14 protein-coding genes are annotated in these 26,505 nt (G+C 61.4%); 6 read left to right on the top strand and 8 right to left on the bottom strand.

Features of this window, described 5'->3' with window-relative positions; genetic code table 11:
• Window positions 1–27: 27 nt before the first annotated feature.
• Window positions 28–1,770 (bottom strand): potassium/proton antiporter, encoded by a 1,743-nt coding sequence (locus JOE32_RS19510; protein ID WP_209987700.1) that lies wholly within the window; start codon window positions 1,768–1,770, stop codon window positions 28–30.
• Between the two features lie 432 nt (window positions 1,771–2,202).
• Window positions 2,203–3,828, bottom strand: coding sequence for a methyl-accepting chemotaxis protein (locus JOE32_RS19515; protein ID WP_209987705.1), 1,626 nt, complete (start codon window positions 3,826–3,828; stop codon window positions 2,203–2,205).
• A 278-nt stretch (window positions 3,829–4,106) separates the two neighbouring features.
• On the opposite strand from JOE32_RS19515, the gene JOE32_RS19520 reads away from it, so the two are divergent.
• Window positions 4,107–4,337, top strand: coding sequence for a hypothetical protein (locus JOE32_RS19520; protein WP_209987708.1), 231 nt, complete (start codon window positions 4,107–4,109; stop codon window positions 4,335–4,337).
• The gene (locus JOE32_RS19525) at window positions 4,334–4,624 is read left to right on the top strand and encodes a cell division protein ZapA (RefSeq protein WP_057008469.1); all 291 of its coding nucleotides are present in this window, start codon (window positions 4,334–4,336) and stop codon (window positions 4,622–4,624) included. Before JOE32_RS19520 ends, JOE32_RS19525 begins: the two co-directional genes overlap by 4 nt.
• Here JOE32_RS19525 and JOE32_RS19530 read toward each other — a convergent pair.
• Both JOE32_RS19530 and putA read right to left on the bottom strand, forming a co-directional pair.
• Entirely contained in the window at window positions 4,621–6,423 is a 1,803-nt protein-coding gene (locus JOE32_RS19530; protein ID WP_209987714.1) for an acyl-CoA dehydrogenase, read from the bottom strand. The genes JOE32_RS19525 and JOE32_RS19530 overlap by 4 nt on opposite strands.
• Before the next feature lie 1,207 nt (window positions 6,424–7,630).
• Window positions 7,631–11,584: a trifunctional transcriptional regulator/proline dehydrogenase/L-glutamate gamma-semialdehyde dehydrogenase gene (putA, locus tag JOE32_RS19535; RefSeq protein ID WP_209987716.1), complete on the bottom strand. Its 3,954-nt coding sequence runs from the start codon at window positions 11,582–11,584 to the stop codon at window positions 7,631–7,633.
• 450 nt (window positions 11,585–12,034) lie between these two features.
• Here putA and putP point away from each other — a divergent pair, with 450 nt between their 5' ends.
• The 4 genes from putP (at window position 12,035) to rlmJ (ending at window position 17,388) form a co-directional block, all read left to right on the top strand.
• Complete coding sequence (putP, locus tag JOE32_RS19540) at window positions 12,035–13,519, top strand: sodium/proline symporter PutP (RefSeq protein ID WP_209987724.1); 1,485 nt, start codon at window positions 12,035–12,037, stop codon at window positions 13,517–13,519.
• 203 nt (window positions 13,520–13,722) lie between these two features.
• Complete coding sequence (locus tag JOE32_RS19545; protein ID WP_209987726.1) at window positions 13,723–15,750, top strand: type VI secretion system tip protein VgrG; 2,028 nt, start codon at window positions 13,723–13,725, stop codon at window positions 15,748–15,750.
• On the top strand, window positions 15,750–16,478 hold the full coding sequence (locus tag JOE32_RS19550; protein ID WP_209987729.1) for a DUF4123 domain-containing protein: 729 nt from the start codon (window positions 15,750–15,752) through the stop codon (window positions 16,476–16,478). The genes JOE32_RS19545 and JOE32_RS19550 overlap by 1 nt, the downstream gene beginning before the upstream one ends.
• 73 nt (window positions 16,479–16,551) lie before the next feature.
• A complete protein-coding gene (rlmJ, locus tag JOE32_RS19555; RefSeq protein WP_209987732.1) occupies window positions 16,552–17,388 on the top strand; it encodes a 23S rRNA (adenine(2030)-N(6))-methyltransferase RlmJ in 837 nt (278 codons plus the stop codon).
• 917 nt (window positions 17,389–18,305) lie between these two features.
• Here rlmJ and msrA read toward each other — a convergent pair.
• The 4 genes from msrA to aceE form a co-directional block, all read right to left on the bottom strand.
• A complete protein-coding gene (msrA, locus tag JOE32_RS19560; protein ID WP_209987737.1) occupies window positions 18,306–18,953 on the bottom strand; it encodes a peptide-methionine (S)-S-oxide reductase MsrA in 648 nt (215 codons plus the stop codon).
• A 71-nt stretch (window positions 18,954–19,024) separates the two neighbouring features.
• Complete coding sequence (locus JOE32_RS19565; protein WP_209987740.1) at window positions 19,025–21,718, bottom strand: GGDEF and EAL domain-containing protein; 2,694 nt, start codon at window positions 21,716–21,718, stop codon at window positions 19,025–19,027.
• 315 nt (window positions 21,719–22,033) lie between these two features.
• Complete coding sequence (gene aceF / locus JOE32_RS19570) at window positions 22,034–23,683, bottom strand: dihydrolipoyllysine-residue acetyltransferase (RefSeq protein ID WP_209987743.1); 1,650 nt, start codon at window positions 23,681–23,683, stop codon at window positions 22,034–22,036.
• Window positions 23,684–23,694: 11 nt separating this feature from the next.
• Window positions 23,695–26,340, bottom strand: coding sequence for a pyruvate dehydrogenase (acetyl-transferring), homodimeric type (gene aceE, locus JOE32_RS19575; protein WP_209987747.1), 2,646 nt, complete (start codon window positions 26,338–26,340; stop codon window positions 23,695–23,697).
• Window positions 26,341–26,505 lie beyond the last annotated feature (165 nt).

Genomic DNA, 26,505 nt, shown 5'->3' on the forward strand with positions numbered 1-26,505 from the left:
AATCGGGGGGCGTCGTGGCCCCGCAGTTTAGAGGAAGAGTCCGGGACCCGGGCGACTTCCTTCGGGGAATTTGACGCCGACTTTTCCGATTCTGTTCCCGTCCATGGCCGCGACTGTCCACAGGGTGTTGTTCCACTCCACCTGGTCGCCCACCACCGGCGCGCCGCCGACCTTTTGCGTGATGAAGCGGCTGAGCGGCATGTCCGGGTCGATGCCGTCGAGCTTGAGCCCGTACAGCGCCGAGACCGCGCCCAGCTGGGCGTCGCCTTCGAGGACGAAGTCGCCGAAGAAGCGCAGGTCGAGGCCCCGTTGCGGCGCCTGGCTGAACAGCTTGCCGAGGGCCGGCAGGTTGTGCTCATGGCCGATTACGCAGAGCAGATCGCCGACTTCCAGCACCGTACTACCCGACGGATGGAGCAGTTGCTGGCCTCTGAACAGCGCGGCAATCCGCGTGCCCTCGGGCATTTTCAGCTCGCGCAGGGCTGCGCCGATGCACCATTTTTCCGCGCCCAGGCGGTAGACGAACAGCTCCCACTCGCTGGTGACGTGTACTTCCAGGGCGGCACGGGAGATAGGCGCGGGGTCTGGCGGAACGGTGACTTTGAGCAGCTTGGCCACCCACGGCAGGCTGGTGCCCTGCACCAGCAGCGACACCAGCACGATAAAGAACGCCAGGTTGAAATACAGCTGCGCATGGGGCAAGCCGGCCATCAGCGGGAACACCGCGAGGATGATGGGCACCGCGCCACGCAGGCCGACCCAGGCGATAAAGGCTTTTTCGCGACCGTGGAAGGCCTTGAACGGCAGCAGGCCGACCATCACTGACAGCGGCCGCGCAAACAGGATCATCCACAGCGCCAGGCCGAGGGCGGGCAGGGCGATCGGCAGCAGGTCGTGGGGGGTGACCAGCAGGCCCAGCACCAGGAACATGCCGATCTGCGCCAGCCAGGCCATGCCGTCGAGCATATGCAAAATGCCATGACGGCTGCGCACCGGCCGGTTGCCGATCACCAGGCCGCACAGGTACACCGCGAGGAAGCCGCTGCCGTGCAGGGCGTTGGTCAGGGCGAACACGAACAGGCCGCCGGCGATTACCAGGATCGGGTACAGGGCCGCCGCCAGGTTGATGCGGTTGACCATCTGCAGCATCAGCCAGCCGCCGCCCAGGCCGATGATGCCGCCGATGCCGAACTCGCGCACCAGGTGTGTCAGCAGGCTCCAGTGCAGGCCGGTCTGGCCGCTGGCGAGCATGTCGATCAGGGTGACGGTGAGAAACACCGCCATCGGGTCGTTGCTGCCGGATTCGATTTCCAGGCTGGCGGTGACCCGCTCGTTCAGGCCCTTGCCGCCCAGCAGCGAAAACACCGCGGCGGCGTCGGTGGAGCCGACAATCGCGCCGATCAGCAAGCCTTGAATGATATTGAGGTCGAACAGCCAGGCCGCCGCCATGCCGGTAAGGCCGGTGGTGATCAGCACTCCCACGGTGGCCAGCGACAATGCCGGCCACAGCGCCACGCGAAAGCTCGCCACCCGCGTGCGCAGGCCGCCGTCGAGGAGGATCACGGCGAGGGCGAGGTTGCCCACCAGGTAGGCGGTCGGGTAGTTATCGAAGATGATGCCGCCGCCGTCGACGCCGGCGACCATGCCCACGGCCAGGATGATCACCAGGATCGGGATGCCCAGGCGGGACGAAAGAGAACTCACCAGAATGCTCGCACTCACCAGCAACGCGCCGATCAAGAACAGGCTGTTGATGGTTGTCGCATTCAAAGGCAGTTACTCCGTGAGCAAAAAGGACAAGGCGCAAACTGACCATGCAGTCTGCGTGCCAGGGATTCTAACCTGTTGAATTGCTGCGCTGTCAAAAAGCTTTTTCTGATTTGCACAGATCAAATGTGGGAGGGTCTTTCTCTCGATAGCGGTGTGTCGGTATCAAATCTACCGACTAACTATTTCAGGAAACCCATATCCCTGTGGCGAGCAGGCTTGCCCTGCGTTGGGCTGCGAAGCGCCCCCAATCAAGCAAAACGCGGTGTACCTGATACGGCTCAGCGTCTGGTTTTGGGGCTGCTGCGCAGCCCAACGCAGGACAAGCCTGCTCGCCACAGGGAATCTGCGCTTGACTGAACGGCATTAGGGCAAGCCCGCTCGCCACCGTTCGAAGATTTTGAGGGTCCCACATTTTTGAACCGGTGCAGTCAGTCAGAGGCGGAAGCGGCCGACCATCCCGTTCAAATCCACCGCCAGGCGCGACAGCTCGCTGCTTGCCGCGCTGGTCTGGCTGGCGCCGGTCGCCGATTGCACCGACAGGTCACGGATATTCACCAGGTTGCGGTCCACTTCCCGCGCCACCTGCGCCTGTTCTTCGGCGGCGCTGGCGATCACCAGGTTGCGTTCGTTGATTTCCACAATCGCCGTGTTGATGGTATCGAGCGACAGCCCCGCGCCCTTGGCGATGCTCAAGGTCGATTCGGCGCGTTCGGTGCTGTTGCGCATCGAATCCACCGCGTGCTCGGTGCCGGCCTGAATGCTGCCGATCATGCGTTCGATTTCGCTGGTCGATTGCTGGGTGCGGTGGGCCAGCGCGCGCACCTCGTCGGCCACCACGGCAAAGCCACGCCCGGCTTCGCCGGCACGCGCCGCTTCAATCGCCGCGTTCAGCGCCAGCAGGTTGGTCTGGTCGGCCAGGCCACGGATCACGTCGAGCACCTTGCCGATATCGCGCGATTCATTGGCCAGCTCGCCGATCAAGGTGGCGGTGGCTTGCACATCACCGCTCATGCGCTCGATGGCGCTGACGGTTTCCTGCACCAGATCACGGCCGTCACCGGCGGAGGCCGTGGCGTTGCGCGACGCTTCGGAGGTGCTGACGGCATTGCGCGCGACTTCCTCCACGGCGCTGGTCATCTCGTTGACGGCGGTGGCGGCCTGTTCGATTTCGTTGTTCTGCCGGGTCAGGCCACGGGCGCTTTCGTCGGTCACGACGTTCAGCTCCTCGGCTGCCGACGCAAGCTGGGTGGCGGAGCCGGAAATGCGTTGCAGCGTGTCGCGCAGTTTTTCCTGCATTTTGGCCATGGCCGCCAGCAGGCGACCGGCTTCGTCGTTGCCGTCGACCTTGATTGGACGCGTGAGGTTGCCTTCGGCGATTTCTTCGGCGGCATCCAGGGCCTGGGAGATCGGCGAGGTGATGCTGCGGGTCAGTAGCCAGGCGAACAACACGGTCATCAGGGTGGTGATCGCCAGCAGGCCCACCACCAGATTGAAGGCCGAGCTATACTGGTCCGCAGCCTCCTGATTGGTGGCCAGGGCCATCTTGTTATTGAGGTCGAGCAAGCGCGCCAATACCGCGTTGACCTGCTCGGAGTTGCTCAGCAGCTCGGTGTTGAGCAGCACGCGCAGCTCATCGGTCTGGTTGGCCCGGGACAGGCTCTTCATGCGTTCTTCGATCTGGCGGTACTGGCCGAGCAAGCGCACGTATTCGTCGTAGGCGGCGCGTTCTTCCTGGCCTTCGATCAGCTTTTCGTAAATGCCCTGGGCCGAGCGGATCTGCTGGTTACGCAGTTCGAAGGCTTCCAGGGTTTTCTGCTGCACGTCCGGCTCGCGGTTGGTCAGCAGGCGGTACGACAGCACCCGCAGGCGCAGGGTCAATTGGGTGAAGTCATCCAGGGCGCGAATGCTGGGCACGCTGGCCAGGGTGATGTCTTCGGTGGCCGCGCGGATCTTGCTCATCTGGTTCAGGGCGAACACGCCGAGAAACAACATGAGTGCACCAATCAGCGCAAAGCCCAAAAAGGCGCGCGGCGCGATATTCATATTACGAAGAGACATGCTGGAGTCCTGGGGTGAAGCGCGATCCATGCGGCCATGAGACGGGGTGTGCATGCGCTATCGGCGCAGTGGCCGAAGTCTGAAGCGGGCGTGCGCTTTTGTCGCAGTTGGTCAGGGCGCTGACCGATTCAGGAACCAGATGGGGTAATTGCAGTCACTAAGGCTCGAAAGCGCGGCCCGGCCCCGGAATATCGGGCTGCGCGCCGGGGGATAACCCTGGCATCCGAGGTGAATTTTCTTTATCGTCACCGCCCTCTTAAAAAGCTCGAGAAATCAAAATGTTAGAAGCATCCCTCAGCCAACTGGAACAACTGGTCAGCGACCTGGTACAGCACAATCAAGAGCTGCTGAGCAACAACGAATCCCTCAAGGCCGAACTGGCCAGCGCCAGGGATGAAAACGACAGCCTGCAACTGAGCCTGATGGAGCAGGAAGAAAAGCACGGCGCTACCGCCGCGCGCATCCAGGCACTCGTTGAGCGTGTAAGCGCAGGGCCTGTCAGCGCATGAACGATGGGATAAAGGTCGTTTCGATTCTCGGTGAGGATTACTCGATCAAGGCGCCGGCCGGGGAAGACCAGACCCTGTTGCACGCCGTGACGATGCTCAAGGCATCCCTGGCCACCACCAAGAAAAAGTACCCGACCCTGATCGGTGACAAGTTATTGGTACTGGCCGCGCTCAATCTGTGCGCCGAGCAGATCGAGATGCAGCAGCGTCACCAGCAGGAACTCGACCGTTACCAAGAGCAAGTCAGCGCCACGGTCGAGGTGATTTCCAAGGCGATCCAGTCCTAGAACCACTCATCCTGCATCCCCAGGCACGTGTCATCGCGCGCCTCCAGAATGTCCAGTTCGTGATGGCAACCCGGTACTTCCCAGGTCAGGAAATACCGGGCGGCCTGAAGCTTGCCTTTATAGAAGGCTGCGTCCGCGGCATTGCCTTTGGCCAGCCCTTCCTCGGCGCGAATCGCCTGTTCCAGCCAGCGCCAGCCGATCACCGTGTGCCCGAACACTTTCAGGTACAGCGCCGAGTTCGCCAGGCTGCTGTTGACCTTGCCCTGGCCGAGGTCGGTGAGCAGTCCAAGCGTTACGCCTTGCAGACGGGTGACCAACTGTTCCAGCGGTTCACGCAGCGCGGTCAGTGACGAATGTTCCTGGGCCCGTGCGCCCGTCTCGGCGATCAATCGAATCAGCTGCTTGAGGCCTGCGCCGCCATTCTGCGCGAGCTTGCGCCCCAGCAAGTCCAGCGACTGAATACCGTGGGTGCCCTCGTGGATCGGGTTCAGGCGGTTGTCGCGGTAGTACTGCTCCACCGGGTATTCGCGGGTATAACCGTGGCCGCCGAGGATCTGGATCGCCAGTTCGTTGGCCTTGAGGCAAAACTCCGACGGCCAGGATTTGACGATGGGGGTGAGCAGGTCCAGCAGCTCATGGGCCTGTTTGCGCTCGGTGTCGGTGGCCAGCGTGGTGGTGTCATCGAACAGCCGCGCAGCATACAGGCCCAGGTCGAAGGCGCCTTCGACGTAGGCTTTCTGGGTGAGCAGCATGCGCTTGATATCGGCGTGCTGGATGATCGACACCGGCGCGGTGCCCGGGTCTTTGCTGTCCGGCAGACGACCTTGCGGGCGCTCGCGCGCGTAGTCCAGGGAATACAGATAACCGGCGTAACCGAGCATCACGGCGCCCATGCCCACGCCGATCCGCGCTTCGTTCATCATCTGAAACATACAGCTCAGGCCCTGGTGCGGTTTGCCCACCAGATAACCGACGCAGTTCCCGTTATCGCCGAAGTTGAGCGCGGTTGATGTAGTGCCGCGCCAGCCCATCTTGTGAAACAGCCCGGCCAGCAGCACATCGTTGCGCTCGCCCAGGCTGCCGTCGTCGTTGACCAGGAATTTGGGCACGATAAACAGCGAAATGCCCTTCACCCCGGCCGGCGCATCCGGCAGCTTGGCCAGCACCATGTGCACGATGTTTTCCGACAGCGGGTGGTCGCCGCCGGAGATGAAGATCTTGTTGCCCTTGAGGCGGTAGCTGCCGTCAGCCGCAGGCTCGGCGCGCGTACGAAGATCCGACAGGGACGAACCGGCGTGGGGTTCGGTGAGGGCCATGGTGCCGAAGAAACGCCCGTCGATCATCGGCTGCAGGAAGCGCTGCTTCTGCTCCTCAGTGCCGAAACTCTCGATCAGGTTGGCGGCGCCCATGGTCAGGAACGGGTAGGAGGTGGACGCAGCGTTGGCCGACTGGAAATGCGCGAAACAGGCTTGCGACAGCAGGGTGGGCAGTTGCATGCCGCCCGCTTCGAAACTGCGTGCTGCGTTGAGAAAGCCGGCTTCGAGGAACGCATCCACCGCCGGTTTCACTTCCGGAATCAGGATGGCCTTGCCGTCTTCGTAGCGCGGTTCGTTTTCGTCGTTTTTGCGGTTGTGCGGCGCGAAGTACTTTTCGGCGATGGAGCGCGCGGTGCTGATGGCCGCGTCGAAGGTTTCGCGGTTGTGCTCGGCAAACCGCTCGCGCTGGGTCAGGCCCTCGGCATCGAGGACTTCATACAGCTCGAAAGCCAGATTGCGGGAACTGAGCAGCGTCTCGGACATGGCGGCTTACCTGTGTGGGAATAGGCCGAGTCTAAGTGCGTAAATAGAGGCTGGATAGCAAGATTGATTTGGGTGATAGAGGGGCAGAACGCCACAGGGTAGTTGAGATCACTCCAGCTCTCGTCAATTATCGAAACAACTTCTGATTTTTAAGGATTAACATTTCACGTTCAGGTCTTGAGCGTCAATGAGCTTTCGAGGCGAGCGAATTTTGTGGCGAGCAGGCTTATACCGTATTGGCTGTGTAACCCGCACTTGAATTGGCTCGCCAACAAACCGGCATTTTCCTGCGGTGATAGTTCCCTGCCCCCTGCAACTGTAGGGTGTCAGCGGTGCATGCAGAACTTTATTCTTTGCTATCGTGCGACGGTAAATACTAACGATCTTTGCACGCTAAATCAGACGATAGTGGCAGATAACTCAAGCCATTGCGTGCGGTCGGTCTCACTCAGGCCGAGCCAGCATGAGGCTTCTAATTTTTATGGGGTAAGCGAATGCGTAAATTGACATCTGATGAAATTGAAAAAGTCACAGGAGCGGTTGGGCCGTGGGGGGGCGCTGCAGGAGCTGTAGCGGGAGGGCTGGCATATGTAGGAAGCCAGGCTGGTGCCGGCCAGTCTGCGAATTTGAGTGGTGCTATTGCGGCAATGACAACGGGTGCAGTCGCAGGTTTTTATACGCCGACCACGACAGCCCAGTCTTTAGGCGTTGCTATGAGCAGCCTTTACGCAGGGCTAGCTGGAGGGTATGTCACTAGATTTACTGGTCCAAACAGCGCCGCCTGATATTGGCAGGTGAGTGACCCTTCGCGGTCATGGCGCGAGCTGAAACTTTTATTAATTACCTGATGTTTCGTATTGGCTTGAGAGGCTTTATGGATGGTTTTTCATTTGAAGAGTTCTTTAATGTTTTTTGTTGGGGCCTAGTTGTAGTGGGAGCCGCACGGTTGCTGATTATAGGCTTTGAGAAAATCAAGCGGCACACAATTCCTCAGGCAATAAGGGCAGTCATTCTAATTCCCGTTGCACTGTCCATAGCATTTTATTGTGCAGCTAATTTTCCTTTGCCAATTTAGATTTAAATATGAAGCGAGACCCAATGTGGGAGGGGGCTTGCTCCCGATGGCGGCGTGTCAGTCTCATAAGGGTGACTGACACGCTGCCATCGGGAGCAAGCCCCCTCCCACATTTTTAGCGCCTTTCGTCAGTTAGCCGATGGTCATCAGGCTGGCGTTACCGCCTGCCGCGGCGGTGTTCACGCTCAACGCGCGCTCGATGACCAGGCGTTCCAGGGCAATCGACGTTTCGCCCTGTGACAAACCATGCACTCCGACAATCGCCCCGCCACGCTGCGCCACTTGCTGGCACACCGCGCGCAGTTGGTCGGAGTCGCCATGGTGCAGGACCGCGTCGAACACCACCTCGTCTTTGGTCCAGTCGGCCACGCGCTTGATCTTTGCCTGAATCTCCTTCGGCAGGCGTGGGAACAAGGCCTTGGTCAGGTCGGTTTCCGGCCATACCGCCGAGCCGCCTACCGCCAATACCGCCGCCAGTTGGGTCAACAGGTCGCCCTCTATTTGCGCCAGGCACAGCACGTGCTCGCGGGGCAGGATGGCGTAGCTGTTGCGTTCGCCGGTCGGGCCAGCCAGTTGGCGGGTGATACCGCTTTGCGATTGCGCGGCGAACTGGGTGCACAGAGCGCTCAGTTCGCTGAAGGTGTGGCTGTCGGCCCAGCTTTTCAGGGCGTTCAGTGGCTGGCTCATGGCATCGCGCAGACGCACGTCCGGGGCGGCCAGGTTGTCGCCGCGCACGAAGGATTGCTCGATGGCATCCGTAGGACGGGTCGACAGCAGGCGGTACAGGTACAGCGGTCCACCGGCTTTCGGACCAGTGCCCGACAAGCCTTCGCCGCCGAACGGCTGCACGCCGACCACGGCACCCACAATGTTGCGGTTGACGTAGACGTTACCGGCATTGACGTTGTCGATCACCTTGGCGATGGTCTCGTCGATGCGGGTGTGCACGCCCAGGGTCAGGCCATAGCCGGACGCATTGATCTGGCCGATGAGCTGGTCGATCTCTTTGCGTTTGTAGCGCACCACGTGCAGCACCGGGCCGAAGATCTCCCGTTGCAGTTCGTCGAAGCTTTCCAGCTCGATCAGGGTGGGCATCACGAAGGTGCCGCGCTTGATCTCTTCGCCGTCGGCAATCGCCACCTGATACACGTTGCGGCCTTTGTCACGCATGGCCTGGATGTGTTCCTCGATGCCGGCCTTGGCTTCGGCGTCGATCACCGGGCCGATGTCCACCGACAGGCGTTCCGGGTTGCCCAGGCGGCATTCAGCCATGGCGCCCTTGAGCATTTCGATGACACGGTCTGCCGAATCTTCCTGCAGGCACAGCACACGCAGGGCCGAGCAACGCTGGCCGGCGCTGTCGAAGGCCGAGGACACCACGTCGATCACCACTTGTTCGGTGAGCGCCGAAGAGTCAACGATCATCGCGTTCTGGCCGCCGGTTTCGGCGATCAGCGGGATCGGGCGGCCCTGGGCATCGAGGCGACCGGCGACATTGCGTTGCAGCAAGCGTGCGACCTCGGTGGAACCGGTGAACATCACCCCTTTGACGCGCTCATCGCCCACCAGACGGGCACCCACGCTTTCGCCCTGGCCCGGCAGCAGTTGCAGCACGCCTTCAGGTATGCCGGCTTCGAGCAGGATGCGCACGGCTTGGGCGGCGACCAGCGGCGTCTGCTCGGCTGGCTTGGCCAATACCGGGTTGCCGGCGGCCAGTGCGGCAGCGACTTGACCGCTGAAGATCGCCAGCGGGAAGTTCCACGGGCTGATGCACACCACCGGGCCAAGGGGGCGATGGGCGTCGTTGGTGAAATCGTTGCGCGCCTGCACCGCGTAATAACGCAGGAAGTCCACGGCTTCGCGCACTTCGGCGATGGCATTGGCGAAGGTCTTGCCGGCTTCGCGGGCCAGCAGCCCCATCAGCGGCTGGATTTCGCCTTCCATCAGGTCGGCGGCGCGTTCCAGGATCGCAGCACGTTCGGCGGGCGGGGTAGCCTGCCAGATCGGGCCGGCGCTGATGGCGCACTGGATTGCATTGTCGACGTCTTCGACGGTGGCTTCCTGCACATGGCCGACGATGTCACGCAGGTCGGACGGGTTGAGCACCGGCGCCGCCGCCTGATCGCTGGAGGCGCAACCGAGCATCGGCGCGGCTTTCCAGTCGTTGTGGGCCGTGGCGAGCAGGGCGCAGGACAGCGACGCCAGCCGGTGTTCGTTGGCCAGGTCGATACCGGCCGAGTTGGCGCGATCGCTGCCGTACAGGTCGCGCGGCAACGGGATACGCGGGTGCGGCAGGCCGAAGCCGCCTTCCAGCGTGGCCATTTGCTCGATGCTGGCCACCGGGTCGGCCACCAGCTCCTGAATGGAGATGGACTGGTCGGCAATGCGGTTGACGAACGAGGTGTTGGCGCCGTTTTCCAGCAGGCGGCGCACCAGGTAGGCCAGCAACGTTTCGTGGGTGCCGACCGGGGCGTACACGCGGCACGGACGGTTCAGCTTGCCCTCGGAAACCTTGCCCACCACTTGCTCGTACAAAGGCTCGCCCATGCCGTGCAGGCACTGGAACTCGTACTGGCCGGGGTAATAGTTCTGACCGGCGATATGGTAGATGGCCGACAGGGTGTGGGCGTTGTGCGTGGCGAACTGCGGGTAGATGGCTTCCGGTACCGACAGCAGTTTGCGGGCGCAGGCAATGTAGGACACGTCGGTGTACACCTTGCGGGTATACACCGGGTAGCCTTCGAGGCCTTCGACCTGGGCGCGCTTGATCTCGCTGTCCCAGTACGCACCTTTGACCAGGCGGATCATCAGGCGATGGCGGCTGCGGCGCGCCAGGTCGATGACGTAGTCGATCACGTACGGGCAACGCTTCTGATAGGCCTGGATCACAAAGCCGATGCCGTTCCAGCCGGTCAGTTGCGGCTCGAAGCACAGGCGTTCGAGCAGGTCCAGGGACAGCTCCAGACGGTCGGCTTCTTCGGCGTCGATGTTCAGGCCGATGTCGTACTGCTTGGCCAGCAGCGTCAGCGAGAGCAGGCGCGGGTACAACTCGTCCATCACGCGCTCGTACTGCGCACGGCTGTAGCGCGGGTGCAGGGCGGAGAGCTTGATGGAGATGCCCGGGCCTTCATAAATCCCACGGCCGTGGGACGCTTTGCCGATGGAGTGAATGGCTTGCTCGTACGACGCGAGGTACTTCTGCGCATCGTGTTCGGTGAGTGCGGCTTCACCGAGCATGTCGTAGGAATAGCGGAAGCCCTTGGCTTCGAACTTGCTGGCATTGGCCAGGGCTTCGGCGATGGTTTCGCCGGTGACGAACTGTTCGCCCATCAGGCGCATGGCCATGTCGACGCCCTTGCGGATCATCGGCTCGCCGCTCTTGCCGATGATGCGGCTCAGGGACGAGGTCAAACCCGCTTCGTTATGGGTGGCGACCAGCTTACCGGTCAGCAGCAGGCCCCAGGTGGCAGCATTGACGAACAGCGACGGGCTGTTGCCCAGGTGCGGGTGCCAGTTTCCGGTGCTGATCTTGTCGCGGATCAGCGCGTCGCGGGTGCCCTTGTCCGGGATGCGCAACAACGCTTCGGCCAGGCACATCAGCGCCACGCCTTCCTGAGACGACAGGGAAAACTCCTGCAGCAGTCCCTGAACAATCCCGGCACGACCGCCGGCGCTTTTCTGATTGCGCAGCTTCTCGGCAATCGAAGCGGCCAGCTTATTGGTGGCCTCGGCCATCGACGCCGGCAGGCGTGCCTGTTCGATCAGCATCGGCACCACTTCCGGCTCCGGGCGGCGGTAAGCAGCGGTGATCGAGGCGCGCAGCACGGACTGTGGCAGGATGCTTTCGGCGAACTCGAGGAAGCACTGGTGCGCGTGGTCGGCCTGGACCTCGCCCGCTTCATCGGCGTCCTTACTGCTCAAACCGTTGAGTTCGGTCAGGGTTGCACCACCCTCCAGTTTCTCCAGGTAATTGAAAATCGCCTGCTTGATCAGCCAGTGCGGGGTCCGATCAATGGAGGTCGCGGCAGCCTTGAGGCGTTCGCGGGTCGGGTCGTCGAGTTTGACCCCAAGGGTGGTCGTAGCCATTTTCTTATCCTCATGGGTGCCACTAACCGAGTGGCATCTGCTGGCGGCAAGATTAGCGTTAGCGCAGGCGAAGGTGCAACCGGGTGCAACCCTTTTTATGCATGAAACATTCGACGGTTCATCTGAAAGGGTCGCCGGTGTTTCTTGCTGGTGCATTTTGCTTCTGAGGTACGCATTGCTTGCTCCGAAAAGGAGCAAAAAAACCGGCTTTGCAGCTGAAACACATCGAGGTGCAACTTATTCTCAAGAAACTGGTTGCACCTTATTTACTTTGTTGAATAGCATTCGCGGCCAAGGTGCAACCACCTTCGAGGTTCGGTTCATCGGCTGGCGGCTTTCCTGGGGAAACGCCAGTCATAAATGCGCGGCACGCAGGTTCGTCTATCCGCTACACAGTGGGTAGCGTGCGAAACCGTCGCTACATAAAAACAATGCCAGGGCGTCACTCTTATGAGCGTTAGCAATCCTACCCTGATCACGTTCGTGATCTACATCGCAGCAATGGTGCTGATCGGCCTGATGGCCTATCGCTCCACCAACAACCTTTCCGATTACATCCTTGGCGGCCGCAGCCTCGGTAGCGTGGTAACCGCCTTGTCGGCCGGTGCTTCCGATATGAGCGGCTGGTTGTTGATGGGCCTGCCGGGCGCGATCTACATGTCCGGCCTGTCGGAAAGCTGGATCGCCATCGGCCTGATCGTCGGTGCCTACCTCAACTGGCTGTTCGTGGCCGGTCGCCTGCGGGTTCAGACCGAGCACAACGGCGATGCCCTGACCCTGCCGGACTACTTCTCCAGCCGCTTCGAAGACAACAGCGGCCTGCTGCGCATCATCTCTGCGGTGGTGATCCTGGTGTTCTTCACCATTTACTGCGCCTCCGGCATCGTGGCCGGTGCCCGCCTGTTCGAAAGCACCTTCGGCATGTCCTACGAGACGGCGTTGTGGGCCGGTGCGGCGGCGACGATTGCCTACACCTTTATCGGTGGTTTCCTGGCGGTGAGCTGGACCGATACCGTGCAGGCCACTCTGATGATCTTCGCGTTGATCCTCACACCGATCATCGTGCTGCTGGCCACCGGCGGTGTCGACACTACATTCCTGGCGATTGAAGCCCAGGACCCGACCAACTTCGACATGCTCAAAAACACCACCTTCATCGGCATCATCTCGCTGATGGGCTGGGGCCTGGGTTACTTCGGCCAACCGCATATCCTGGCGCGCTTCATGGCGGCGGATTCGGTGAAGTCGATCGCCAACGCACGTCGCATCTCCATGACCTGGATGATCCTGTGCCTGGGCGGCACTGTGGCGGTGGGCTTCTTCGGCATTGCCTATTTCTCGGCGCATCCGGAAGTGGCCGCTCCCGTGACCGAAAACCCTGAGCGTGTGTTCATCGAGCTGGCCAAGCTGCTGTTCAACCCGTGGATCGCCGGTGTCCTGCTGTCGGCCATCCTAGCCGCGGTGATGAGCACCCTGAGCTGCCAGCTGCTGGTGTGTTCCAGCGCCCTGACCGAAGACTTCTACAAAGCGTTCCTGCGCAAGGGCGCTTCCCAGCTTGAGCTGGTGTGGGTCGGCCGGATCATGGTGCTGGTGGTGGCGTTGATCGCCATCGCCATGGCCGCCAACCCGGAAAACCGTGTACTCGGGCTGGTGAGCTACGCCTGGGCCGGTTTCGGTGCTGCGTTCGGCCCGGTGGTGCTGATCTCGGTGATCTGGAAAGGCATGACCCGCAACGGCGCACTGGCCGGTATCCTGGTGGGCGCGATCACCGTGATCGTGTGGAAGCACTTCGAGTTGCTGGGGCTGTACGAAATCATCCCAGGCTTTATTTTCGCCAGCCTGGCGATCTACTTCGTGAGCAAGATGGGCGCGCCGACCGCTGCGATGGTCGAGCGTTTTGATGCTGCGGAAAAAGACTACAATCTCAACAAGTAATTCGCCGGGCGTTAAGCGTCCGTTGAGTTAGCACAAAGGCCCGCATCCTCTGGATGGCGGGCTTTTTTATGTGCGGTTTACCTGGGGTTGGCGAAAATTCATACGTGCCCACGTAGGCTTTTACTGATTTGCCTGGCACGTGTTCGGTGGGGCAGGGCAGTGGTGCAGAATCGCTCGCCTACTCCCTCGCAGAGAAACACCGGATGTTCGCTCTCGCCAATCAAAGTGCATTTACCCTGACCCTCGACGGAGAGCCCAGTGAACTCAAGGTTCAGGGGTTTTCGGGAGATGAATTTATCAGCCTGCCTTTTCGCTTCGACCTCGAACTGGTCTGCGAACAACCTGATCTGGACATTGAAAGCCTGCTGCACCGGCAGGCCTTCCTGGCGTTTGACCCCCAGGGCCGAGGCGTTCACGGCCAGGTATATCGAGTGGCACAAGGTGATTCGGGCAGGCGTATGACCCGCTATCAGATAACCCTGGTGCCGCAGTTGGCTTATCTGGAGCACAGCACCCACCAGCGTATGTTCCACAAAAAAACCGTGCCGCAGATCATTGCGCTGGTGCTGGAGGCCCAGGCCATCCAGGCTGATAACTTCGTATTCCAGCTGAGCGGGAAGTATCCCGAGCGTGAGTACTGTGTTCAGTTCGATGAAACCGACCTGCAGTTCATCCAGCGCTTGTGCGTCGAGTCGGGTATCCACTATCACTTTCAGCACAGCCCCGAGCGCCATTTGTTGGTGTTTGGCGATGATCAAAGCGTGTTCGCCCAGCCGGATCAAACCACCCCGTACTCGCCGGGTTCCGGAATGGTGGCCGACACGCCTGCAATCAAGCGCTTCATCCTGCAGATGGAGACGCGCACCACGGGTGTGAACCTGCGGGACTACGATTTCCGGAAGCCGAGCCTGGTACTGGAAAGCGCAGCTTCGGGAGAGCAGCGCCCCGACCTGAACGAGCAGGCCTATCCTGGGCATTTTATGGATCGCGATCACGGCAACTATCTGGCGCGACGCCTGTTGGAGCGTCATCGCAGTGATTATCGCCAGGCCAGGGGGTTGAGCGACCAGCCGGCCTTGGTCTGCGGGCAGTTCCTGAAGATGGCCGGGCATCCGCGTGAGGAATGGAATGATCTGTGGCTGATCACCCAGTTGCACCATGAAGGGCATCAGCCGCAAGTGCTGGAGGAGGCTGCGCCTGATGACTATGGCGACGAATCCTCTCAGGGTTACCGTAACGACTTCGTTGTAACACCGTGGGAGGTGATGTTTCGAACACCGCTGATTATGCCGCGGCCGCACATATCCGGCTTCCAGAATGCAGTGGTCACCGGGCCCGTCGACAGCGAGATTCATTGCGATGAATACGGCCGGGTCAAGGTGCAGATGGCCTGGGATCGCGATGGCCAGCATAACGAGCATTCCAGTTGCTGGCTGAGGGTTGCCAGCGGCTGGGCCCATGATCGTTATGGGGCGGTGCTGATTCCTCGGGTTGGCATGGAAGTGCTGGTGGGCTTCGTCAATGGCGATAGTGATATGCCGGTCGTCATGGGCTGCCTGCCCAATGCCGCCACACCCGTGCCCCTCGACCTGCCGGCCGACAAGACCCGCAGCATTTTCCGCAGCCAGAGCAGCCCCGGGGGCGGTGGTTACAACGAACTGCGCATCGAGGACCGCAAGGGCGCCGAGGAAATCTACCTGCGTGCCCAGCGTGACTGGACCCAGCATGTGCTCAATGACCAGCAGGTGCAGGTCGACAATCATCGGCGGGTGAAGGTGGGCGGCGAGTCGCACCACGAGTTGCAGGGCGAAGAACAACGCATCACCCACGGCAACCGGCTCACCGAACTCAAGCAGGATGATCACCTGGTGGTCGGCGGTTCGCAGCAGATGCAGGCTGGGGTCACCATCCGCATTGGCGCAGGGCAAAGCGTGGTCATCGATGCCGGTGCCACGGTCACGATTCAGGCCGCAGGTCAGTCGATCACGCTGTCTGCCGCCGGGATTTTCAGCAGTGTGCCGATTCAGATCGGTGGTGGACCTGCGCCAGGTGCGGCACCGTTACTGCCTGGCTTAAAGGAAAAACTGCAGGCCGTCATGCTGTTACCGCTAAGCCCCGTGCAAGTGGCGAGCCTGAAGCGCAGCGCGCCGTTTTGTGAAGAGTGCGAGCGCTGCAAAAACGGGCAGTGTGACATCGCCGAACATGCCAACGTCGACAGGAAACTCCCCTGATGCCTATCCCTTTGACGCCCAGTGCCTGGCTGGCGCAGTGGCCTTTGCAGGCTGGTGAAACCCTCTATGCGGTGCTGGGCAATGCCAGCGAGGCCAGGCCGCTTGCCGTCTGGCAAGCCAGGGCTGCCGGGCCTGCGCCTCATGCGGTATGGGCAGGGACGGCCTACGCGCAGTGGGGTGAGGTCATGCCTTACGTGGCTATTGTCGAGCCGGGCAGCGCCTTTCTCGATTGGATCGCCGCCAGCGAATCGACGGATTGGGGATGGCTGGCGGTGTCGTGCAGCCCGCTGGACGCCGTGATCGCCCATTTGCAGGGCCTGACCAAGGTGCTGCTGCCCGAGGGGCAGGCTGTGTTTCTGCGCTACTGGGACGGCGCCCGGTTTCTGCCGCTGCTGCAACACCTGGGCGATGGCGCCGCGAAGGTATTGCCGGTGTTTAAGAGTTACCTGATCAATGGCTGCCCGCTTACGGTGATGACGGGTGCGGTGACCGCCGCCAAAACCAGTCCCTGGTGGCAGCTACCGCCGGCGCTGCTTGAGCATCTGGCCGCGCAGTCACCCCAGACCCTGATCGACAACCTGCTGCAATGGCTGGAAGAACAGCGCCCGGACCTGTACGGCGCATTTACCCCGACGACCCTGCAACACAAGCTGTCGTACTTCGTGCGCGGGCCGCAGTTGGACGTTGCGGCACTGATCGACTACCTCAGTACGGAACTGACGCCCTGAGCACCGCCCGGCACACGGCCCTGCACCTTTGCCCGCGCAGAAGGTAAACTTCGCCCCCTGCGCAGGAGCAACCATGAATTATCGTCACGCCTTTCACGCCGGCAACCACGCCGATGTCTTCAAACACCTGACTCTGACCCGCCTCATCGCCCTGATGTCGCGCAAGGAGCAGCCGTTCGCCTACCTCGACACCCATGCCGGCATCGGCCTGTACGACCTGCAAGGTGATCAGGCCAACCGCACGGGTGAGTACCTCGAAGGCATCGCCCGCTTGTGGGGCGCCAGCGACCTGCCACCACTGACCGCCGACTACATGCGCGTGCTGCATGAGATGAACCCCGATGGCCAGTTGCGTTACTACCCGGGCTCGCCCGAGCTGGCCCGCCGCCTCACGCGAGCGCAGGACCGCGTACTGCTCAACGAAAAACACCCGGAAGACGGGGTGTTGCTCAAGGACAACATGAAGGGCGATCGCCGGGTCAAAGTGCACCTGGGCGAAGGCTGGCATGTGCCGCGTGCCCTGCTGCCGGTACCGGAAAAACGTGCGTTGATGCTGATCGATCCGCCGTTTGAACAGCTCGATGAAATGCAGCGTTGCGCCGCATCCCTCAAGGAAGCAATCGGTCGCATGCGCCAGACGGTCGCGGCGATCTGGTACCCGGTGAAGGATCAGCGCATGTTGCGCCGCTTCTATCAGGACCTGGCCGGCACCGGCGCGCCGAAGTTGCTGCGCGTGGAATTGCTGGTGCATCCGCTGGACACGCCCAACACCCTGACCGGCTCGGGCCTGGCGATTGCCAACCCGCCGTGGGGTTTGGAAGAGGAGTTGCGTGAGCTGCTGCCGTGGCTGTCCAAAAAGCTCGGCCAGACCCAGGGTGGCTGGCAGATGGATTGGCTCATCGCTGAATAATTGGCGCTCAAGCCAGGCACCAAACCAAATGTGCGGCTCTGCCCAGTCTTCGACTTAGCGCTGTCGCGCAGCAAACTGGAGGCTCTGTGGCAAGCGGGCTTGCCCTAATGCCAGTCAGTTAAGCGCAGCTCCCCTGTGGGAGCTGCGGTGCGACGATTCGACTTGCCCGCGAAAGCGGTGGGTCAGTCAACGTCAATGTTTGCTGGGCCGACGCCATCGGGAGCAAGCCCCCTCCCACATTTTGTACAGCGTTCGGTAGACCATTTCGGTCGGCTCTCAGGCCGCCACGCTTTTGCTTTTGCTTTTGATCTGGAGCGCCCCGTCAAACACGCTGGCCGAACGCAGGTTTTGGAGCGTGGGTAACCCGGCAGGACGCCGGGTTAGCCGCGCTGGGCCAAGGATGGCCCATCGCGGCGGCCCACGCTCCAAAGCCTGCGTGAGGGCACACCGAGCCCAGGCGAGGTGCCGAGTGTTGGGGCAAGAGCGTTTTGCTTACTTTTGCGCTTTTCAAAAGTGAGCCGCCGTAAGGGCGGAACCCTAAGTCGTCGTTACCGCAGAAACGGATAGGTACACCGAAAAGTCGCACCGCTCGTTGCTTCGAGCATCACGTTGGCTTAACTGAACGGCAAGCGGGCTTGCCCCGCGTTGGCGCGCGCAGCGCCCCCGGTCAAGGGAAATGCGGTGTACCTGACACTGCCCGGAGCAAGGTTTTGGGGCTGCTGCGCAGCCCAACGCAGGACAAGCCTGCTCGCCACAGGACTGTGGCTTCCTGAAATTTCAGTTTTTAAATCGAAAAGTTATTTTGTGTTTGATAAGCGCGGGCTTGCTCGCGAAAGCAGGGTGTCAGTTAACGGATAGGTCGACTGATACACCGCATTCGTGGTCAAGCCCGCTCCTACATTTGAGTTGCGCACGTCTTAGATCGGGCAAGTCACGCCAGTGCCGCCGATGCCGCAATAGCCCTGCGGATTCTTCGCCAGATACTGCTGGTGATACGTCTCGGCGAAATACACCGTCGGCGCCTCTGCAATTTCCGTGGTGATCTCGCCCAGCCCGGCCTTGGTCAGTTCCTGCTGATACGCCTGCGCACTGGCGTGCGCCGCCGCCAGTTGTTCCGGTGTGGTGGCGTAGATGACCGAGCGATACTGGGTGCCGATGTCGTTGCCCTGGCGCATGCCCTGGGTCGGGTTGTGCAATTCCCAGAACATCTTCAGCAAATCTTCGTAGGTCACTTTGGCCTGGTCATACACCACCAGCACCACTTCGCTGTGGCCGGTGAGGCCCGAGCACACTTCTTCGTAGGTCGGGTTGGGCGTGTAGCCGCCGGCGTAACCCACCACGGTGCTGACCACGCCGTCGCGTTCCCAGAACTTGCGCTCTGCGCCCCAGAAACAACCGAGGCCGAAGATCGCAAAACCAACGTCGTCGACGAACGGGCCCAGCAGCGGGTTGCCGTTGACGAAGTGCGTTTCCGGCAGGGTCATTGGCGTTTCACGGCCAGGCAATGCTTGTTCTTGAGTCGGCAGCACGTTTTTGTTCACCAGAATTTCCGAGCGCAAGACCATGATCAGTCCTCTCAGTCAGATTGAGTTGGGTAAGAATCGGACCGCCAGTGTGCCCGAGTGTTACAGCGCTGTCAGGCGATTGGCCCGCGTGGGTAGCGCTTGAGCTTTTCGAGCAGCTCGGAGCCCGGGATCGGCCGGTCGAACAGGTAGCCCTGCCCCACATCGCAACGATGCCGGCGCAGGAACGCCAACTGCTCGGCGGTCTCGATGCCTTCGGCCACCACCTTGAGTTTCAGGTTGTGGGCCATGGCGATCACCGCCGAGGTGATTTCCATGTCGTCCTGGTTGTCCGGGATTTCATGGATAAAGCTGCGGTCGATCTTGATGATGTCGATGGGGAATTTTTTCAGGTAGCTCAGCGACGAATAACCGGTGCCGAAGTCGTCCATGGCCAGGGTCAGGCCGAAGCTTTTCAACTGGTCCAGTTGCTGGCGCGTGTCTTCGGTGGCCTCCAGCAGCAGGCCTTCGGTGAGTTCCAGCTCCAGCAGATTGGCCGGCAGTTCTTCTTCCTTGAGGATGCTGGCGATGGAGGCCACCAGGTCCGGGTCGGAGAACTGCTTGGGCGACAGGTTGATCGCCACCTGCAGGTTGCCCATGCCGGCGGCGCTCAGTCGCTTGCTCATGCGGCAGGCCTGGCGCGCGATCCATTTGCCGATAGGGATGATCAAGCCGGTTTCTTCGGCCACGCTGATGAACTGGTCGGGGCGGATCATGCCCTTTTCCGGGTGGTTCCAGCGCAGCAGCGCTTCCATGCCCAGCAGGCGGCCGCTGCGCAGGCACAGCTTGGGCTGATAGAACACGTCCAGCTCGTTTTGCGTCAGCGCGCGGCGCAGGTTGTTTTCCACGAACAGCTTGTAGCTGGCCTCGGCATTCAACGCCTCGGTGAACACCTGTACCTGATGTTTACCGTTGGCCTTGGCCTTGTGCAAGGCCAGGCCTGCGTTGCGCATCAGCGTCTGCGGGTCGCGGCCATGCAACGGCGCGCAGGCCAGGCCCACGGAGCCGGTGACGCTGATCAACTGGTTGTCGACGAACATCGGCTTGTCGAGCGTGGCCAGCAGTTGGCTGGCGACCTGCTGGCCGCTCTCGAGGTCGGTGTCGTCGAGCAGCACCGCAAATTCGTTACTGGCAAAGCGCGCCAGGCTGCCGCTGCTGCTCAGGCTGTTGCGCAGGCGCCGGGCGAGGCTGATCAGCAGCTTGTCGCCGGTCTGGTGGCCGAGGCTGTCGTTGATGCGCTTGAAGTTGTCGATGTCCACCAGCAGCAGGCTGATCGGGCTGTCGCTGTCGCGGGCAAAGCGCTCATCGAGGTTGCGGATGAACGCCGGACGGTTGCCCAGGTTGGTCAGGTTGTCGGTGTACGCCAGGCGCTCGATACGCTGCTGGGCCAGCTTGGTCTGGGTGATGTCTTCGTAGATGCCGATGTAATGGGTCAGCTCACGGTTGTCGCCGTACACCTTGGAAATCGACAGCTGGCCCCAGTAGGGTTCCAGGTTCTTGCGCCGGCTCTTGAACTCGCCCTGCCAGCTGTTGCTCTTGGCCAGGGCCGAGGGCGCGTCGAACAGCAGCTCACTGAGGTTTTCCAGGGCCGGCAACTGCGCCAGGCGGTGGCCGTGGACCTCTTCGGTGCTGTACTGGGTGATCGCGGTAAAACTGGGGTTGACGTACTCCACCACGCCGTCGCAATTGACCAGCAGGAAGGCATTCGCGCTTTGCTCCACCGCACGCTGGAACAGGTGCAGCGCGCTGGTGGCGGTGCGCCGGTTGTGGTTGTTGATGACCTGGGCGAACTGGTCCGCCAGCTCGCCGGCAAACGCGATTTCATCGGACTGCCAGGCGCGCGGGCTGCCGCCCTGTTCCAGGCACAGCACGCCGACCACCTGGCCGTCCACGCGAATGCTCGCGTCGAGCATGGCGTAGGTGTCATTGGCGCGCAGGGTCTCGGCCATTTCCCGGGTGCGCGGGTCGCGCATGGCGTTGTTGGCGTCGATGGCGCGACTGGTATGCAGGGCCTCCAGGTAGTCGGGGAAGCCGCTGGCGTCAATTGGATCGGGCAGGTGGTGGCGCCCTTCGGCATGGTTGTACGCCGAGATCGGCACCAGGCGCTGGCCTTCGAGGTTCCAGATACTGGCGAAATCGATCTGGTAGATATCGCAGGCGCTGCGGGTGATCAGCTCGGCGGCTTCCTGCAGCGAATTGGGGGTGGTGTAGCGCTGACGGGCCAGCAGCAGGATCAGCTCCTGCTGGGCGCGCACCCGCTCAAGATGTTGCAGCTGTTCCTGTTGCGCGCGCTGGTTGAGTTCCAGGGCGATCTGCAGGCGGCTGTTCTGGCTTTCCAGGTCGACAGTCGGGGCGGTGGAGGGCAGCTCGTTGAGCAGGCCGTCCACGACCATCAGGTAGCCGCGCAGCAGGTGGCGGTTGTGCTGTTTGTAGGCCTCGCCCATTTCCAGCAGATTCAGCGGGCCGTCGTTGGTGTGCAGGGTATAGCGCACCAGGTAGTGAGGGCTCTGGCTCAGCTGTTGCTGGATGGCATCGTGCAGTTGATAGCGCGCCTGTGGCTCCATCAGGCTGGCGTAGGGCGTGCCGAGCAGGGCACACAGTTCCACCGCCGACAGGCCGAATTGGCGTTCGCAATTGGGGTCCAGGTACAGCAGGGCCCAGCTTGCCTCATTCAGCCGCTCGAAACGCAGCATACCCAGGCGCGAAGGCACGGGTAATTGCGTCACTACCTCGGCCGCCATACGGGCGGCATCGGGCTGGCTTTTCATGGGGAAGCTCACTTGAAATAACGCACTTGGCGCCGGGCTCACGCCCTCTTGACTGTTGCTTGTGGCAAGGTTGCATCATGCAGCACAGGCTGACAAGAGAGGATGAAGGCTAAGTGCTATAAGGCTGTTATCGGCCGGCTGGGGGATTTCTGCAGTCGGGTTGATCAAAGGTGTACAAACCTGTTCGCAAAGCCATTGCCTGTGCGGCGTACGCGCAAAAAAAGCCCCGCCATGTGGCGGGGTTGAGGTACGAGCGTGGCGCTCGAAAATCGGTGCAATCCCGGCCTCCCCGATGAGGGAGAGGCCGGGTGATGCTTACAGCAGGATGGTGCGGATGTCGTTCAGCAACTGGCTCAGACGCTGGGTGAAGCGCGCAGCCGCGGCACCATTGATCACGCGGTGATCGTAGGACAGCGACAGCGGCAGCATCAGTTTCGGCTGGAACGCTTTACCGTCCCACACTGGTTGGATAGTCGCCTTGGATACACCCAGGATCGCCACTTCCGGCGCGTTGACGATTGGCGTGAAGCCAGTGCCGCCAATGTGACCGAGGCTGGAAATGGTGAAGCAGGCGCCTTGCATGTCGTCGGCGGTGAGCTTCTTGTCACGGGCCTTGGCAGCCAGTGCAGCCGCTTCGGCAGCCAGTTGCAGCAGGCTCTTCTGATCAACGTTCTTGATCACAGGCACCAGCAGGCCGTCCGGGGTATCAACCGCAAAACCGACGTTTACATACTTCTTGCGAATGATCGCCTTGCCGCTTGGCGCCAGCGAACTGTTGAAGTCCGGCAGCTCCTTGAGCAGGTGCGCGCAGGCCTTGAGCAGCAGTGGCAGCACGGTCAGCTTGACGCCGGCCTTCTCGGCCACGGCTTTCTGCGCAACGCGGAAAGCTTCGAGGTCGGTGATATCGGCCTGGTCGAACTGGGTCACGTGCGGGATGTTCAGCCAACTGCGGTGCAGGCTTGACGCGCCGATTTGCATCAGGCGAGTCATCGGCACTTCTTCGGTCTCGCCGAAACGGCTGAAATCCACGACCGGGATCGGCGGAATGCCCGAACCACCGGTGGCAGCGCCGGCAGCCGGAGCTTCCTTGGCCTTCTGCATCATGGATTTGACGTAAACCTGCACGTCTTCCTTCAGCACGCGACCATGCGGGCCAGTGGCCGACACAGCGTTCAGCTCGACACCGAATTCACGGGCCAGTTGGCGAACCGCAGGACCGGCGTGAACCTTGGCACCGCTTGGCGCAGGTGCGGCAGCAGCCGGGGCCGGTGCGGCCTCGGCTTTTGCAGCCGGTGCCGGGGCGGCAGCGGCCGGAGCAGCTTCAGCCTTTGCAGCAGCCGGAGCGGCGGCGGGTGCTGGAGCGGCAGCCGGTGCAGCGCCTTGTACTTTCAGCTTGAGGATGAAGTCGCCAGTGCCGACTTCGTCTTCCAGCTTGACCGCGATGCTTTCCACTACGCCGGCAGCCGGCGACGGGATTTCCATGGAGGCCTTGTCGGACTCCAGGGTGATCAGCGACTGGTCGGCTTCGACGGTGTCGCCCACCTTGACCAGCAGCTCGATGATCTTGGCCTTGCCCGACGAACCGATGTCCGGGACGTGAATGTCCTGGACCGTGGCTTCTGCGGGTGCAGCAGCCGGGGCCGCAGGGGCCTCGGCAGCGGCAGGTTTTTCAGCGGCCGGCGCGGGGGCGGCGGCCGATTCAGCCTTGGCGGCAGGGGCTGCATCGGCAGCACCTTCGATTTCCAGCTCCAGCAGTTCGTCGCCTTCTTTCAGGCGATCGCCCAGCTTCACTTTCAGGCTCTTGACCACACCGGCCTTGGGCGCAGGGATTTCCATGCTCGCCTTGTCCGACTCGAGGGTCAGGATGCTCTGGTCGGCTTCGACGGTGTCGCCGACCTTCACAAACAGCTCGATTACTTCACCTTCACCGCTGCCGATGTCAGGTACGCGAATGAGTTCGCTCACAAAAAATCTCCTCAGCAGTCCAGTGGGTTGCGTTTTTCCGGGTTGATCCCGAACTTGACGATGGCGTCAGCCACCACCTTGGGTTCGATCTCACCACGGTCAGCCAAGGCTTCCAGGGCTGCCAACACCACGAAGTGACGGTCAACTTCGAAGAAGTGACGCAGCTTCTTGCGGCTGTCACTGCGGCCGAAACCGTCGGTGCCCAGGACTTTGAATTCCTTGGACGGGACCCACTGGCGAATCTGTTCAGCAAACAGCTTCATGTAGTCGGTGGAAGCAATGACCGGACCTTTACGGCCGTTCAGGCATTCTTCGACATAGCTCAGTTGCGGCTTCTGGCCTGGGTGCAGGCGGTTGTTGCGTTCCACGGCCAGGCCGTCGCGACGCAGTTCGTTGAAGCTGGTAACGCTCCACACGTCGGCGCCGACGTTGAATTCGTCACGCAGGATCTTCGCCGCTTCACGCACTTCGCGCAGGATGGTGCCGGAGCCCATCAGTTGCACGTGGTGCGCTGCTTCCTTGGTGTCTTCTTCGAGCAGGTACATGCCCTTGATGATGCCTTCCTCGACACCGGCCGGCATGGCTGGCTGTTGGTAGGACTCGTTCATCACGGTGATGTAGTAGAAAACGTCCTGCTGCTGCTCGGTCATCTTCTTCATGCCGTCCTGGATGATCACCGCCAGCTCGTAGCCGTAGGTTGGATCAAAGGTGCGGCAGTTCGGGATGGTGGCCGCCAGGATGTGGCTGTGACCGTCTTCGTGTTGCAGGCCTTCGCCGTTCAGCGTGGTGCGGCCGGCGGTGCCGCCGATCAGGAAGCCACGGGTACGGCTGTCGCCCGCTGCCCACGCCAGGTCGCCGATACGCTGGAAGCCGAACATCGAGTAGAAGATGTAGAACGGCAGCATTGGCTGGTTGTGGCTGGAGTACGAGGTGCCGGCAGCGATGAAGGAGCTCATGGCGCCCGCTTCGTTGATGCCTTCTTCGAGGATCTGGCCTTTCTTGTCTTCCTTGTAGAACATCACCTGGTCTTTATCGACTGGCTCGTAGAGCTGGCCGACCGAGGAGTAGATGCCCAACTGACGGAACATGCCTTCCATACCGAAGGTACGCGCTTCGTCCGGGATGATCGGCACAATGCGCGAACCGATTTCCTTGTCCTTGACCAGTTGCGCGAGGATGCGCACGAAGGCCATGGTGGTGGAAATTTCACGGTCGCCCGAACCGTCCAGGATCGCCTTGAGGGTATCGAGTGGCGGCGTAGGAATATCGAACGACTTGGCGCGGCGCTGCGGTACGAAACCGCCCAGTGCGGTGCGACGCTCGCTGAGGTAGCGGGCTTCGGCGCTGTTTGGCTCTGGCTTGAAGAACGGCAGGTTCTCCAGCTCTTCGTCCTTGACCGGAATGTCGAAACGGTCGCGGAACAGCTTCAGGCTGTCGACGTCGACTTTCTTGGTGTTGTGCGCGGTGTTCTTCGCTTCGCCGGCACCGGTGCCATAACCCTTGATGGTCTTGGCCAGGATAACGGTCGGCTGCTCTTTGTGGTTGACCGCCTGGTGGTACGCCGCGTAGACCTTGTACGGGTCGTGGCCGCCACGGTTGAGTTTCCAGATCTCGTCGTCGGACAGGTCTGCAACCATCGCCTTGAGCTCAGGCGTGTTGAAGAAATGTTCACGCACGAACGCGCCGTCTTTGGCCTTGTAGTTCTGGTACTCGCCGTCGATGACTTCGTCCATGCGACGTTGCAGGATACCGTCGACGTCCTTGGCCAGCAGCGGGTCCCAGAAACGGCCCCAGATGACCTTGGTGACGTTCCAGTGAGCGCCACGGAACACGCCTTCGAGTTCCTGGATGATCTTGGCGTTGCCGCGAACCGGGCCGTCGAGGCGCTGCAGGTTGCAGTTGATGACGAAGATCAGGTTGTCGAGCTTTTCGCGGCCGGCCAGGGAGATGGCGCCCAGGGATTCCGGCTCGTCGCACTCGCCGTCGCCCAGGAAGCACCAGACTTTCTGCTTGCCTTCCGGGATGAAACCACGGGCTTCCAGGTACTTCATGAAGCGTGCCTGGTAGATCGCCTGGATCGGGCCCAGACCCATGGAAACGGTTGGGAACTGCCAGAAATCGGGCATCAGCCAAGGGTGCGGGTAGGACGACAGGCCCTGACCGTCGACTTCCTGGCGGAAGTTGTTCATTTGTTCTTCGCTGATGCGGCCTTCCATGAACGCACGGGCGTAAACGCCTGGGGAGGTGTGGCCCTGGAAGTAGATCAGGTCGCCGCCGTGTTCGTCGGTCGGGGCCTGGAAGAAGTAGTTGAAGCCGATGTCATACAGGGTTGCGCTGGAAGCGAAGCTGGAGATGTGACCGCCCAGGTCCGAATCTTTCAAGTTCGTGCGCATTACCATCGCCATGGCGTTCCAACGTACCAGCGAGCGAATGCGGCGTTCCATGAACAGGTCGCCAGGCATGCGTGCTTCGTGGGTAACGGGGATGGTGTTGCGGTATGGCGTGGTGATGGCGTAAGGCAACTGCGAGCCGCTGCGGGTCGCGAGTTCGCCCATACGGGTCATCAGGTAATGAGCACGGTCTTCGCCTTCTTTGTCGAGAACCGATTCCAGGGCGTCCAGCCATTCCTGGGTTTCGACGGGATCGAGGTCTTGCATGGCTTGCTCCAGGGCGGAAAGGCTACCAGAATCGGTTGCCTGAAGTTTGCGACTGGCCTTGTGGGCAGACGACATAAATTCTTGGATGGCCGAAGGTTGCTTCGGCGTCCTGTAGTTTTACTACAAATCGTCGGCCATTTCAGCCTTTCGAATGTATATACGAGT

Origin of the sequence: Pseudomonas sp. PvP025 (assembly GCF_017832155.1) — a bacterium.
Classification (GTDB): Bacteria; Pseudomonadota; Gammaproteobacteria; order Pseudomonadales; family Pseudomonadaceae; genus Aquipseudomonas.

Bases quoted from the DNA above. Each gene is read 5' to 3' on its own strand.
- JOE32_RS19515 (WP_209987705.1), bottom strand. From the start codon at position 3,828: ATGTCTCTTCGTAATATGAATATCGCGCCGCGCGCCTTTTTGGGCTTT.
- JOE32_RS19520 (WP_209987708.1), top strand. From the start codon at position 4,107: ATGTTAGAAGCATCCCTCAGCCAACTGGAACAACTGGTCAGCGACCTG.
- JOE32_RS19525 (WP_057008469.1), top strand. From the start codon at position 4,334: ATGAACGATGGGATAAAGGTCGTTTCGATTCTCGGTGAGGATTACTCG.
- JOE32_RS19530 (WP_209987714.1), bottom strand. From the start codon at position 6,423: ATGTCCGAGACGCTGCTCAGTTCCCGCAATCTGGCTTTCGAGCTGTAT.
- putA (WP_209987716.1), bottom strand. From the start codon at position 11,584: ATGGCTACGACCACCCTTGGGGTCAAACTCGACGACCCGACCCGCGAA.
- putP (WP_209987724.1), top strand. From the start codon at position 12,035: ATGAGCGTTAGCAATCCTACCCTGATCACGTTCGTGATCTACATCGCA.
- JOE32_RS19545 (WP_209987726.1), top strand. From the start codon at position 13,723: ATGTTCGCTCTCGCCAATCAAAGTGCATTTACCCTGACCCTCGACGGA.
- JOE32_RS19550 (WP_209987729.1), top strand. From the start codon at position 15,750: ATGCCTATCCCTTTGACGCCCAGTGCCTGGCTGGCGCAGTGGCCTTTG.
- rlmJ (WP_209987732.1), top strand. From the start codon at position 16,552: ATGAATTATCGTCACGCCTTTCACGCCGGCAACCACGCCGATGTCTTC.
- msrA (WP_209987737.1), bottom strand. From the start codon at position 18,953: ATGGTCTTGCGCTCGGAAATTCTGGTGAACAAAAACGTGCTGCCGACT.
- JOE32_RS19565 (WP_209987740.1), bottom strand. From the start codon at position 21,718: ATGAAAAGCCAGCCCGATGCCGCCCGTATGGCGGCCGAGGTAGTGACG.
- aceE (WP_209987747.1), bottom strand. From the start codon at position 26,340: ATGCAAGACCTCGATCCCGTCGAAACCCAGGAATGGCTGGACGCCCTG.